The organism is Rhodococcus sp. RS1C4 (genome assembly GCF_002258225.1).
Taxonomy (GTDB): domain Bacteria; phylum Actinomycetota; class Actinomycetes; order Mycobacteriales; family Mycobacteriaceae; genus Rhodococcoides; species Rhodococcoides fascians_E.
Map to the genome: position 1 here is coordinate 193,322 of NZ_NOXZ01000028.1, position 13,908 is coordinate 207,229.

11 protein-coding genes are annotated in these 13,908 nt (G+C 63.9%); all 11 read left to right on the top strand.

From position 1 onward, the window contains the following. Window positions 1-1,503, top strand: coding sequence for an ABC transporter ATP-binding protein (locus CH289_RS14405; RefSeq protein ID WP_094728072.1), 1,503 nt, complete (start codon window positions 1-3; stop codon window positions 1,501-1,503). Beyond that, on the top strand, window positions 1,496-2,716 hold the full coding sequence (locus CH289_RS14410; protein WP_230595781.1) for an ABC transporter permease: 1,221 nt from the start codon (window positions 1,496-1,498) through the stop codon (window positions 2,714-2,716). Before CH289_RS14405 ends, CH289_RS14410 begins: the two co-directional genes overlap by 8 nt. Further along, entirely contained in the window at window positions 2,713-3,978 is a 1,266-nt protein-coding gene (locus tag CH289_RS14415) for an ABC transporter permease (protein WP_094728073.1), read from the top strand. Before CH289_RS14410 ends, CH289_RS14415 begins: the two co-directional genes overlap by 4 nt. An 85-nt stretch (window positions 3,979-4,063) precedes the next feature. Then, entirely contained in the window at window positions 4,064-5,653 is a 1,590-nt protein-coding gene (locus tag CH289_RS14420; protein WP_037143680.1) for an AMP-binding protein, read from the top strand. Window positions 5,654-5,757: 104 nt separating this feature from the next. Further along, the gene (locus tag CH289_RS14425) at window positions 5,758-7,233 is read left to right on the top strand and encodes a carboxylesterase/lipase family protein (protein ID WP_094728074.1); all 1,476 of its coding nucleotides are present in this window, start codon (window positions 5,758-5,760) and stop codon (window positions 7,231-7,233) included. A 73-nt stretch (window positions 7,234-7,306) separates the two neighbouring features. Then, a complete protein-coding gene (locus CH289_RS14430) occupies window positions 7,307-8,749 on the top strand; it encodes a cytochrome ubiquinol oxidase subunit I (protein WP_094728091.1) in 1,443 nt (480 codons plus the stop codon). Between the two features lie 9 nt (window positions 8,750-8,758). After that, window positions 8,759-9,793 (top strand): cytochrome d ubiquinol oxidase subunit II, encoded by a 1,035-nt coding sequence (gene cydB / locus CH289_RS14435; RefSeq protein ID WP_094728075.1) that lies wholly within the window; start codon window positions 8,759-8,761, stop codon window positions 9,791-9,793. A gap of 143 nt (window positions 9,794-9,936) precedes the next feature. After that, window positions 9,937-11,097, top strand: a complete 1,161-nt coding sequence (locus CH289_RS14440) for a low temperature requirement protein A (RefSeq protein WP_019666524.1) — start codon at window positions 9,937-9,939, stop codon at window positions 11,095-11,097. Further along, window positions 11,094-11,849, top strand: coding sequence for a phosphoglyceromutase (locus tag CH289_RS14445; protein WP_019666523.1), 756 nt, complete (start codon window positions 11,094-11,096; stop codon window positions 11,847-11,849). The genes CH289_RS14440 and CH289_RS14445 overlap by 4 nt, the downstream gene beginning before the upstream one ends. 119 nt (window positions 11,850-11,968) lie before the next feature. Then, complete coding sequence (locus CH289_RS14450; protein WP_019666522.1) at window positions 11,969-13,144, top strand: sensor histidine kinase; 1,176 nt, start codon at window positions 11,969-11,971, stop codon at window positions 13,142-13,144. Continuing rightward, window positions 13,141-13,830, top strand: coding sequence for a response regulator transcription factor (locus tag CH289_RS14455; protein WP_019666521.1), 690 nt, complete (start codon window positions 13,141-13,143; stop codon window positions 13,828-13,830). The genes CH289_RS14450 and CH289_RS14455 overlap by 4 nt, the downstream gene beginning before the upstream one ends. Window positions 13,831-13,908: the final 78 nt, after the last annotated feature.

The window sequence follows — 13,908 nt, forward strand, 5'->3', positions numbered from 1 at the left end:
GTGAAACTAGAACTACAGGGCATCACGAAGAGGTTCGGCTCGCTCGTCGCGAACGATTCCATCGACCTCGTCGTCGAGCCGGGAGAGATCGTGTGCCTGCTCGGCGAGAACGGGGCAGGCAAGTCGACGCTGATGAACGTTCTCAGCGGCCTGTATCGCGCCGAGGAAGGCAAGATTCTGCTCGACGGCGTCGAGCAGAATTTCGCCGGCCCCGGTGAGGCCATGAGCGCCGGAATCGGCATGGTGCACCAGCACTTCATGCTGATTCCGGTCTTCACCGTCGCCGAGAACATCATCCTCGGGCACGAGACAACCAAATCCGGAGGCAGACTGGATCTCGGCGCCGCCCGGAAGCTGGTGCGGGAGATTTCGTCGCGCTTCGGTTTCGACCTCGACCCGGACGCCAGGATCGACGACCTCCCCGTCGGCGTTCAGCAGCGCGTGGAGATCATCAAGGCGCTCAGCCGTGACGCCAAGGTGTTGGTGTTCGACGAGCCGACGGCTGTGCTCACGCCGCAGGAAACCGACGACCTGATGCGCATCATGCGTGAATTGGCCGAATCCGGCACGGCCATCGTGTTCATCACCCACAAGCTTCGCGAAGTGCGTGAGGTGGCGGACCGCATCACCGTCATCCGGCTCGGCAAAGTCGTCGGCGAAGCGGAACCGACGGCAACCAACGCCGAACTGGCTGCCCTCATGGTCGGACGCGATGTGCAGCTCACGGTGTCGAAGGAACCAGCGACGCCCGGGGATGCCGCGCTGGTCGTGAGAAATCTGACGGTCTTCGACGGAGCCGGTCAGAAGGTCGTCGACGATGTCAGCCTCGAGGTCCACCGAGGTGAGATCCTCGCCGTCGCCGGTGTACAGGGCAACGGGCAGAGCGAATTCGTCGAGGCCCTCCTGGGCGCGCGCGAGCAGATCAGCGGCGAGATCGAGCTCGACGGTCGCTCTCTCGTCGGCGCATCCGTGCACGACGTGCTCGGCGCAGGTGTCGGCTTCGTGCCCGAGGACCGCACGGTCTACGGACTCGTCGGCGAGTTCTCGATCGCGGAGAACCTCATGCTGGACAGGTCGACGGGGGAGCCGTTCGTTCGTCGCGGCGCCATCCGACGCGAGTATCTGGACACGTTCGCCGCCGAGAAGGTCGAGGAGTTCGACGTCCGAACTCCGGGAATCGACACACGCGTCGGGCGGCTGTCCGGCGGTAATCAGCAGAAGGTCGTGCTCGCTCGCGAACTGAGCCGAGACCTCCGGCTGTTCGTCGCGTCGCAGCCGACACGAGGTATCGACGTCGGCTCGATCGAGTTCGTGCACAAGCGGATCGTCGCGACTCGGGACTGCGGTGTGCCGGTGATCGTCGTCTCCAGCGAACTCGACGAAGTCGCGGCGCTCGCCGATCGAATTGCAGTCATGTACCGCGGGACCATCGTCGGCATCGTGCCTGCCGACACGTCCCGCGAAGTTCTAGGTGTGATGATGGGTGGAGAGAAGCATGGCTGAAACGCCTGCACCGTCGCGGTCCCATGTGGTTCTGCGGCAGATATTCACCGGAAGCGCGATCATTTCCGTGCTCGCCGTGTTCATGGCGGTGATCGTCGGAGCAGTGCTGATCGCCGTCACCGACGATCAGGTGCAGGAGACCGCCGGATACTTCTTCTCGCGGCCGTCGGACATGCTGGTGGCGGTCTGGGACGCAGTGTCGGGGGCGTATTCGTCCCTGTTCCAGGGGTCGGTGTACAACTTTCGGCGACCCGGATTCGAGAACGGCATCCGGCCGCTCATGGAGACACTGACCTTCGCGACGCCATTGATCGTCGCCGGTCTCGGTGTGGCACTTGCCTTCCGGGTCGGGATGTTCAACATCGGTGGCCGCGGCCAGATGCTCATCGCCGCGGCGTGCGCCGGGTGGGTCGGTTTCTCGCTGCAGCTCCCGGCGGGGATTCACCTGATCCTGGCGATCCTCGCGGGTGTCGTCGGCGGCGCGGTGTGGGGCGGTATCGCCGGAGTGCTCAAGGCGCGCACCGGTGCCCACGAAGTCATCGTCACGATCATGCTCAACTACGTCGCGTTCTACCTCGTCGCATATCTGTTGCGCACACCGGGCGCACTGCAAGCACCCGGGCAGAACAACCCCAAGACCGCAGCGATGGAATCGACGGCGGTCTTCCCGAAGCTGTTCGGTGACCGCTATTCCCTGCATCTCGGTTTCGTCCTCGTCGTCGTGGTGACCGTCGCGGTCTGGTGGCTTCTCGAACGATCATCGTTGGGATTCCGCTTCCGCGCCGTCGGCGAGAACCCGCATGCGTCGAAGATCGCGGGCATCGATGTCAATCGGATGTACCTGTACGCGATGGTGATGTCCGGCGCCCTGGTCGGCTTGGCAGGTGTCGCCCAGGTTCTGGGCACGGTCACCACCGGTTTCGGCGCGGACATCGACGCAGGCATCGGATTCGACGCCATCACCGTGGCCCTGCTCGGCCGATCCAAACCGTGGGGAGTGTTCTTCGCGGGCATACTGTTCGGTGCCTTCAAAGCCGGTGGATTCGCGATGCAGGCGGCCGAGGGCATCCCCATCGACATCGTTCTCGTCGTGCAATCGGTCATCGTCCTGTTCATCGCGGCGCCTCCGCTGGTGCGAGCTGTCTTCCGATTACCGCCACCGGGAGCCGAGACCGCGGCCCGCGCCGACACCGCGAAGGTGGGAGCACTGTGACCACCCTCGACACGGCGCCGGAGGTACTGACGCCGAAGCGAAGCTGGAAGGTACCGGGCGTCCTCGGTGCAGCGACTCTGCTCGGGCTGATCCTGTTCGTCCTGCGCGGCAAATCCGGTACGACCACCTTCGGCCTCGCCAGCGAGAACGACTTCTTTGCGCTCCCGGCAGTGGGAGTCCCGACCGGGGCGACCGGAATTCTCGTCGTCGCGGCATTGGCTGCGATTCTCGCGTTCTCCGTCTGGAACGTACTGCGCCACAGGACAACGCCGCTGTGGCTCCTCGCAGTGTTCGCAGTGCTGTTCGTACTCGGGTTCCTGACGTGGGCCGCCGCCGGAGCAACCGTGCCCGTGCCCGGACTGCTCATCGGCGCCGTCGCACTCAGCACACCACTGATCTTCGGCGCGATGGGCGGCGTCATCTCCGAACGCGTCGGCGTCATCAACATCGCCATCGAAGGCCAGCTTCTGTCCGGCGCCTTCGTCAGCGCCGTCGTCGCGTCGATCACCGGATCCGCCTACGTGGCTTTGCTCGCCGCACTGCTGGCCGGAGCGTTGACCGCGGCACTGCTGGCGATGTTCTCCATCAAGTACTTCGTCAACCAGGTCATCGTCGGCGTCGTACTGAACGTTCTGGTCGTGGGACTGACGAGCTTCCTGTACTCGGTCGTGCTCACGAAGAATACCGAGACCCTCAACTCCCCGCCGCGGTTCGGGCGCATCGAGATTCCGGTGCTGTCCCAGATCCCCGTGATCGGCCCCGTGCTGTTCCGCCAGACCCTGATCGTCTACATGATGTACTTCGTCGTCGCGCTGGTGTGGTTCGGTCTGTTCCACACCAAGTGGGGTCTGCGTCTGCGCGCCGTCGGTGAACACCCGCAGGCTGCGGACACCGTCGGTATCAACGTCGCGCGTACGCGCTTCTGGAACGTCTGCCTCGCCGGAGCCATCGCCGGCCTGGGCGGTGCGTACTTCACCCTCGGATCGGTCGGCGCATTCGGTAAGGAAATGACCGCAGGCGCCGGTTACATCGCCTTGGCCGCAGTCATTTTCGGCCGATGGGACCCGATACGCGCAACGCTGGCGGCCCTGCTGTTCGGCTTCGCGTCGAACCTGCAGAACGTGCTCGGCATCATCGGCTCGTCCGTTCCGAGCGAGTTCATGCTGATGCTCCCGTACGTGGTCACGATCTTCGCGGTCGCCGGCCTCGTCGGTCACGTGCGTGGTCCCGCCGCTGCCGGTAAGCCGTACGTGAAGTCCTGACTCGCCAGTAGGTCACCTGTCGGTTGTGACCGCGTTCACTGTAGGGTTTCGGACATATTGCCGTAAGCGTGTTCGAAGGAGAGTCATGAGCTTCAACAGCCCCTTTCCCGACGTAGAGATACCGAACCTGAGTGTCTACGACTACCTCTTCGGTTCCATCACGGACGCCGACCTCGAGAAGCCCGCCCTCATCGACGGCGCCTCGGGGGATGTCACGACGTACCAGGCTCTCATCGGCCAGATCAACGGCATCGCAGGAGCACTCGCCGCGCGCGGGCTAGAGGTGGGCGACGTCGTCGGCCTGCATTCGCCCAACGTGCCCGCGTTCGCCGCGGTCCTCCACGGCATCCTGCGCGCAGGCGGCACCGCGACCACGATCAACGCGCTGTACACCGCCGAGGACATCGCCAAGCAGCTCACCGGGTCCGGCGCGAAGTTCCTGTTCACCGTCTCGCCGCTGTACCCGCAGGCCAAGGCCGCCGCGGAGAAAGTCGGTATCGACGACGACCACGTCATCGTTCTCGACGGCGCCGAAGGCCACCCGAATCTGCGCGACCTGCTGACCCAGGGCGCGCCCGCCCCCGACGTGACGTTCGATCCCGCAACCCAGGTCGCCGTGCTTCCGTACTCGTCCGGAACGACCGGTGTGCCGAAGGGCGTCATTCTCACGCACCGCAACCTCGTCGCCAACGTCGCGCAGATGGAACCCCGCGTCGGCATCGACACCGACGACGCGATCCTCGCGCTGCTGCCGTTCTTCCACATCTACGGCCTGACAGTGCTTCTCAACATCGCCCTGAAACTGCGTGCACGACTGGTCACCATGCCCAAGTTCGACCTCGTCGAATTCCTGCGCATCATCCAGGACAACAAGCTGACCTACCTCTTCATCGCACCCCCCGTCGCCGTTGCACTCGCCAAGCACCCCTTGGTGGACCAGTACGACCTCTCCAGCGTGCACACCATCTTCTCCGGCGCAGCCCCGCTCGACGAAGAACTAGGCAAGGCCGTCGCGGCTCGGCTGAACACCCGCATCCGTCAGGGCTACGGCATGAGCGAGCTCAGCCCGGTCAGCCACGCAATCCCGTTCGACCGCGACGACATGCCGCTCAGCTCCGTCGGCCTCCCGCTGGCCAACACCGTCAACAAGCTCGTCGACCCCGAGACCCTCGAGGAAATCGACATTCCGGCAGAAGGACGGTCCAAGCCGGGCGAACTGTGGGTCAAGGGGCCGAACGTCATGGCCGGCTACCTCAACAACCCGACCGCTACCGCAGAGACCCTCGACGACGACGGCTACCTGCACACCGGAGACATCGCAGTCGTCGACTCCGAGGGCGTCGTCTACATCGTGGACAGGCTCAAGGAACTCATCAAGTACAAGGGTTACCAGGTTCCGCCCGCCGAGCTCGAAGCTCTGCTGCTCACCCACCCCGAAATCGCCGACGCCGCCGTCATCGGTGTACTCGACGACGAGGGCGAGGAAGTGCCGAAGGCCTTCGTCGTGTTGCAGGCAGATGCGTCGATCGACGAGGACGGCGTCATCGCCTTCGTCGCCGAGCGCGTCTCACCGCACAAGAAGGTCCGCAAGGTCCAGTTCATCGACACGGTTCCGAAGTCCGCTGCGGGCAAGATCCTGCGCAAGGACCTCAGGGCCGCGGAAGCAGCACAGTAGGACCTCCGGGAGTGGTGTGACAATCACGTGCTCAGCAGTCGGATTCCCGCCTGCGTAGGACGGAACTGTCACACCATTCCCAGTCCTTCGGGTAGTAAAGAAGCATGGACGTCACAGTCGACATCGCTCAGGGTACGGTCCGCGGTCAACAGAGCGGACCGGTCACCTCTTTTCTCGGAATTCCCTACGCCGAAGCGCCGTTCGGTGCCCGCAGGTTCGCGGCGCCCAGCGCACCCCCGTCGTGGAGCGGTGTCCGAGATGCCGTGACGTTCGGGGCCACGGCCCCCAAGATCGGATACCGACCGCCCGTCAGCGACATACTCACCGAGCCAGTGGTTCCCGGTGACGAATGCCTGAACGTGAACGTGTGGACACCCGACGTGTCCGCGTCGGGACTGCCGGTGTTCGTCTGGATCCACGGCGGGGCATTCGTGAACGGGAGCAACGCCGTACCCATCTACGACGGCTCGGCGTTCGCGCGGGACGGCATCGTCGTCGTCACCGTCAACTACCGTCTCGGCGCCGACGGATTCGCGAGAATCGACGGAGCGCCTGCCAACCGAGGTCTCCTGGACCAGGTCGCCGCACTGAGGTGGGTGCGTGACAACATCGCTGCCTTCGGCGGAGACCCGAACGCGGTGACCGTTGCCGGTGAATCGGCAGGGGCGATGAGCGTCGGGACCCTGATGTCGATGCCGTCGGCGGAGGGGCTCTTCCGGCGCGCGATACTGCAGAGCGGGGCGGGCTACCACGTCATCACCGAGGGTACTGCCACGAAAGTAGCCGAGGCGCTTGCCAATTCGCTCGGCGTGCAACCCGATGTGAACGGTTTCGGTTCTGTGCCGGTGGAAGCGTTCGTCGACGCTCAGCGTGAGCTCGGTGACCGCGTCACCGCGGAAGCCCCGACCGGAGCGTGGGGTGAACTGGCGTTCAACATGATGCCGTTCGAGCCCTACGTCGACGGCGATGTCGTGCCCGACGTTCCGCACCGGAGAATCGCCGCAGGCGCGGGCTCGGAGATCGATGTTCTGATCGGCACCACCAGCGAGGAGTTCGCGTTCTTCCTGGTGCCGGCCGGTGTCGTCGGGTACGTGGACGAGGCACGGGTTCGAGCCGCGATCGGCGCGTACGGTGCCGACGTCGAGCAGACACTCGACGTCTACCGGGCGCAGCTGCCCGACGCGTCACCCGGCGAACTGCTCATCGCGGTGATCACCGACTGGTTCTTCCGCATCCCCGCCGTACGCGTCGCGGAGACCCGCGGCGGAAACGCCTTCGTCTACGAGTTCACGTGGCGATCCACTCTCTTCGACGGCGCCCTCGGGGCATGTCATGCCCTGGAAATACCGTTCGTGTTCGACCTGCTGGACAAACCGGAGACGGCGCGGATCACCGGAGCGAACCCACCCCAGCAGGTGGCCGACGACATGCACCGAGCCTGGGTCGACTTCGTGCGCGACGGCTCGCCCGGCTGGTCCCGGTACGGGGCGGATCGATCGGTGATGATGTTCGGCGACCGGACCGAAGTGGTCGACGACCCCCGTGCGTCGACGAGGGAAGTCTGGGCCGGGGTGCGCTGACGAGGTCTCGTTTCACAGGTAAGGCGTCGACAACGGGTCTATAGTCACCACCAACCTGCGGGCTGGAGTGGCAATGGACGCTTTGGATCTATCGAGGTGGCAGTTCGGAATCACGACTGTCTATCACTTCGTATTGGTGCCGCTGACCATCGGTCTCGCGCCGATGGTCGCGATCATGCAGACGATGTGGATGATCACCGGGAAGGACTCCTGGTACCGGCTCACCAAGTTCTTCGGCAAGCTTCTGCTGATCAACTTCGCGCTCGGCGTCGCCACCGGAATCGTTCAGGAGTTCCAGTTCGGCATGAACTGGAGTGAGTACTCGCGGTTCGTCGGCGACGTCTTCGGTGCTCCGTTGGCGATGGAAGGTCTCGTCGCGTTCTTCCTCGAATCCACGTTCCTCGGACTGTGGATCTTCGGCTGGGAACGACTGCCTCGGGGCGTCCACCTCGCGACCATCTGGCTCGTCGCGATCGGTGTGAACGCGTCGGGATACTTCATCGTCGTCGCGAACTCGTTCATGCAGCATCCCGTCGGCGCGGAGTACAACGCCGAGTCCGGCCGGGCGCAGCTGACCTCGATCGGTGACCTGCTGTCGAACAACACTGCGCTGGTTGCCTATCCACACGTCATCGCCGGCGCATTCCTGACGGCCGGAACCTTCGTCGCCGGTATCTCCGGCTGGTGGATGGTGCGAAACATGCGTCGGGGCCGCGAACAGGAAGCTCGTGAACTGTTCCGTCCGGCAACACGTCTCGCGCTGTTGGTGATGGTCGTGGCAGGCGTCGCCGTGGCGTGGACGGGGGACTCGCAAGGCAAGCTGATGTTCGTGCAACAGCCGATGAAGATGGCGTCGGCGGAATCGCTGTGCAACACCGAGACCGACCCCGACTTCTCGGTCCTCACGATCGGCACGCACAACAACTGCGACAGCGTGACATCGGTGATCGAATTACCCTTCGTGCTCCCGTTCCTCGCGGAAGGCAAGTTCTCCGGAGTGACACTGCAAGGCGTCGAACAGTTGCAGGAGCAGTACGAGCAGGAATTCGGACCGGGCAACTACACACCCAATCTCTTCGTCACGTACTGGTCGTTCCGAATGATGATCGGGCTCGCCGCTGGATCGGCCGCGCTGGCGCTCGCCGGGCTGTGGGTCACCAGGCGCGGGCGGGTGCCCGATCAGCGCTGGTACTCGTGGCTGGCGTTGATCGCGATACCGATGCCGTTCCTCGCCAACAGCGCCGGCTGGATCTTCACCGAAATGGGCCGACAACCGTGGATGGTGCACCCCAACCCGACCGGCGTGGACATGATCCGGTTGACCGTCGACCAAGGTGTGTCCGGGCATTCCGCCGCAACCGTGTGGATTTCCATCGTCACCTTCACGCTGCTGTACGGGGCACTGGGCGTCGTGTGGCTGAAGCTGATGATCCGATACGCGAAGGACGGCCCCATGGATCACGACAGAACACCGCCGGATCCTGCTGAACCGAAGCAACTTTCGTTCGAGTACTAGGAGGCGACGATGGCCGAGATGTGGTTCGTGATCGTCGCAGTACTCTTCGTCGGCTACTTCCTGCTGGAGGGCTTCGACTTCGGCGTCGGAATGCTGATGCCGATCGTGGGGCGGCGCACCGATATCCCGCCGGACGTTCGACGTCGGGTCGTATTGAACACGATCGGACCGGTGTGGGACGGCAACGAGGTCTGGTTGATCACCGCGGGCGGCGCACTGTTCGCGGCCTTCCCGGACTGGTACGCAACCCTGTTCTCCGGCTTCTACCTTCCGCTGCTGCTGATCCTGGTGGCCCTGATCCTGCGGATCGTCGCGATCGAATGGCGCGCGAAGATCGACGACGACAACTGGCGCCGACGATGCGACTGGGGGATCGTCTTCGGGTCATGGGTTCCGGCCGTGCTGTGGGGCGTCGCCTTCGCCAACATCGTGCGCGGGGTCGAGATCGATGCGCAGAAGCAAGTGGTGTCCAGCCTCTTCGATCTGCTGAATCCGTACGCCCTGTTGGGCGGCGTCACCACCGCCGTGGTGTTCGCACTCCACGGCGCGGTGTTCCTCGCACTGAAATCGGCCGACGAGATCCGCGAGGACGCAGTCGCCATCGCAGCCAGGCTCGCGGTACCTGCCGTGCCGATCGCCGGATCCTTCGTACTGTGGACCCAGATCGCGTACGGCAAGGGATGGACCTGGATCCTCGTCGGCCTCGCCGCGGCAGCCCTTCTGGGCGTCGTGGTCTTCACCCGAGACGAGAAGGAAGGACGTGCCTTCGCGCTCACGTCGATCGCCGTCGTCAGTACCGTGACACTGCTGTTCGCGTCGCTGTTTCCCAACGTCATGCCATCCACCCTCGACCCGGCCTACAACCTGACCATCGCGAACGCGTCGTCCAGCCCGTACACACTGACCGTCATGACCTGGGTCGCCGCCTTCATGACGTCCGTCGTGATCCTGTACCAGGCATGGACGTACTGGGTCTTCCGCCAGCGCATCTCCAGCACCGCCATCGGACAGTCCCACGGATTGAAATGGGCGGGGCGGAGCTGACACTGTTTCTGTAGAACGGGTGCCAGGTCAGGACTTTCGTCCGAAATGTCCGACAAACGTGTGCAGCACAAGACAATTCGGTCTGCCCTGGCCTATCGTCGACGCCTGTGAACCAACCGACGAGTAAGTTCAGGCTCAACCCCATGCGCCCACGTGACGCAGCAGAACCGCATCGCGCCGCGAGCCCGCTGGAGTTGTTCTTCGACCTGGTGTTCGTGGTCGCCGTCAGTATCGCGGCGGTTCAGCTGCATCACGCGTTGACCGAGAACCACGTCCTCGACGGTATTGCCAGCTACCTCATGGTGTTCTTCGCCATCTGGTGGGCGTGGATGAACTTCACCTGGTTCGCGACGTCGTTCGACACCGACGATTGGCTGTATCGCGTACTGACGGTGGTGCAGATGGCGGGCGTGCTCGTGCTTGCCGCGGGAATCGAACCGGCGTTCGCCGACAAGGACTTCACGATCCCGGTGCTGGGCTACGTCGTCATGCGTATCGCGATGGTGGCGCAGTGGATTCGAGCGTCGAGGGCGCCCGAGCACCGGAAGACGGCGTTGATCTACGCGTCCGGTATCACGGCCGTTCAAGTGCTGTGGGTTCTGTGGCTGCTGGTCCCGCAGAGTCCGGTGCAGATCGTTCTGTTCGTGGTGTTCGCGGCACTGGAGATCTCGATCCCCGTCGTCGCCGAGAAGTCCGGTGGCACAACACCGTGGCACCCGCATCACATCACCGAGCGATACGGACTGTTCACGCTCATCCTCCTCGGCGAATCACTTCTCGCGTCGGCCAACGCCATCATCGAAGCTCTCCACGACGAGACCGCGCTCGCGCCACTGATCTCCATCTCGGTGCTGACGCTCGTGGTCACCGCCGGACTGTGGTGGATCTATTTCTGGCCGCCTCATCACCGTGCGATCGGTGGATTCGGCACGTCACTGACCTACGGTTACATGCACTACTTCATCTTCGCCGCGGCCGGCGCGTTCTCGGCAGGCATCGAAGTGGAGATCGACGTGCTGACCCATCACAGCGAACTCGGCGACGTCGCCGCATCGTTCACCGTGACGGTGCCCATCGCAGTGTTCGTCCTCGGCATCTGGTTCATCGCGATCAAGGGCAACGCGGATCGCGTCGTCAACACCGTCGTTCCCGTCGGCGCCCTCCTGGTCCTCCTCGACCCGGTCATTCCCATCCCGATCACGCTGACGGCCGTCGTGATGGCGGTGATCGTGGCAGTGCTCGTCGTACACCGTCCCGTCGACGCGGCGCACCACGAAACCGGGCATGAGAAACTCTCCTCATGAGTATCGGAACCTTGATTCTGCTCCGCCACGGCGAGAGCGAATGGAATGCGTCGAACCAGTTCACCGGGTGGCAGGACGTTCGCCTCACCGACAAGGGCGAAGCAGAGGGCAAGCGCGCAGGTGAGCTGCTGAAGGAAGCAGGAGTGCTCCCCGACGTGCTGTACACCTCGCTGCTGCGTCGCGCGATCAGTACCGCGAACATCGCCCTCGACGCCGCGGACCGGCACTGGATCCCCGTCGTCCGCGACTGGAAACTCAACGAACGTCACTACGGCGCGCTGCAGGGACTGAACAAGGCTGAGACGAAGGACAAGTACGGCGACGAGCAGTTCATGCTGTGGCGTCGCAGCTACGACACCCCGCCGCCGCCCATCGAGGTAGGCAGTGAATTCAGCCAGGACAGCGATCCCCGATACGCAGACCTCGACAGCGTTCCACTCACCGAGTGCCTGAAGGACGTCGTCGACCGGCTCATCCCGTACTTCGAAGACGTCATCGTCGCCGAACTGAAGGCGGGCAAGAACGTGCTCGTCGCCGCGCACGGCAACTCGCTGCGCGCTCTCGTGAAGTACCTCGACGAGATCTCCGACGCCGACATCGCCGGCCTCAACATCCCGACGGGCATTCCCCTGCAGTACGACTTCGTCGACGGCGAAGGCAAGCTGGTGCCGTCGAACCCGGGCGGAACATACCTCGACCCCGAAGCCGCCGCCGCAGGAGCCGCCGCGGTCGCCAATCAGGGCGGCAAGTAAGGCCCCGGTCCGAAACAGCAGGTGAACGATCGAAGAACACTGCCGACGAGGACTATGACGACCAGGGAAATGCCTGCACCCTGCGTATGTGAGGTGTCCATCGAACGTACGATTCCGGTGTGAGTGTTGCATCGGCCGTACTGCTGGCTATCGCCACGGCCTTCGTCGGATATCTCGTCGGCGGTGTTCTGATCCCCTATCTCGCGACACGTCACTCCGAACGCGCACGCGCAACGTCGGGACTGACGATGTCGCAGGTACTGGATCTGATCATCCTGGCGTCGGAAAGCGGCATCGCCGTCGTCGACCGCTTTCACGACGTGGTCCTGTCCAACCCACGGGCCGAGGAGCTCGGTCTGGTGCGTAACCGCCTCATCGACGACCGTGCATGGGAAGCCGCACAGAAGGTCCTCGCCGACGGCCACCCCGTCGAAGTCGACATCAGCTCCAAGGATGCCCGCACCACCACCAGCCGAGATCGCATGGCCGTACGGTGTGTGGCTCGGATGCTGAGCAAGGAAGACCAACGCTTCGTCGTGCTGTTCGCCGACGACGATTCCGAACAGGTTCGGATGGAAGCGACCCGTAGGGACTTCGTCGCCAACGTCTCTCACGAACTCAAGACGCCCGTCGGCGCCATGAGTCTGCTGGCCGAGGCGTTGCTCGAGTCCGCCGACGACCCCGATTCGGTCCGCCACTTCGGCGGAAAGGTCGTAGCGGAGTCGAAGCGCCTCGGCAACATGGTGACGGAGCTGATCGCGCTCTCCCGCCTCCAAGGCGCCGAGAAATTGCCCGACCTCGAAGTCGTCGACGTCGATACCGTCGTCAACGAAGCTCTCGATCGGTCGAAGATCGCCGCCGAGAACGCGGGAATCACCGTCACCACCGACCACCCCAGCGGCCTCGAAGTGCTGGGGGACCAGGCACTGCTGGTGACGGCGCTCGCCAACCTGATCCAGAATGCCATCGCCTACTCATCGGACGGATCGCCGGTATCGGTGTCGCGGGCACTGCGAAGCAGCTGCGTCGCCTTCGCGGTCACCGACCGCGGAATCGGCATCGCGAAAGAAGACCAGGAGCGGGTCTTCGAACGATTCTTCCGCGTCGACAAAGCACGGTCGCGGGCAACAGGAGGCACAGGTCTCGGCCTGGCCATCGCCAAACACGTCGCAGCCAACCACAACGGGAGCATCTCGCTGTGGAGCAAGCTCGGCACCGGATCGACATTCACTCTGCAGATCCCTGCGTATTTCGAAGAGGACGACCTCGCGTCGTTAGAAGGAGAAGAACAGTGACCAACGTCTTGATCGTCGAGGACGAGGAATCGTTGGCCGACCCTCTGGCCTTTCTCCTGCGCAAGGAAGGTTTCGAGGCCACCGTCGTCGGCGACGGACCCTCCGCGCTGGCCGAGTTCGACAAGGCCGGCGCCGACATCGTGCTGCTCGACCTGATGCTGCCGGGAATGAGCGGCACCGACGTGTGCAAGCAACTGCGTGCGCGGTCCGGCGTCCCGGTGATCATGGTGACCGCACGCGACAGCGAGATCGACAAGGTCGTCGGACTGGAACTGGGTGCGGACGACTACGTCACCAAACCGTATTCGGCGCGCGAGCTCATCGCCCGCATCCGCGCGGTACTCCGCCGGGGCAGCGACGCCGAGCTCGACGGCACCGCGGACACCGGTGTGCTCGAGGCAGGCCCGGTCCGCATGGACGTGGAACGACACGTCGTCCTGGTGAACTCGGAACAGATCACGTTGCCGCTCAAGGAATTCGATCTGTTGGAGTACTTGCTCCGCAACTCCGGTCGGGTCCTCACCCGCGGACAGTTGATCGACCGGGTGTGGGGCGCGGACTACGTCGGAGACACCAAGACCCTCGACGTGCACGTCAAGAGATTGCGGTCGAAGATCGAGAACGACCCTGCCAAGCCGGAGCATCTCGTGACCGTCCGAGGCCTGGGCTACAAGCTCGAAGGCTAGATCCTATGGATGGGGCCTCACCCTCGCAGAATCGGTAGTACTTGAAGGTTTAACATTCAAGTATTGCAATGAAACTGT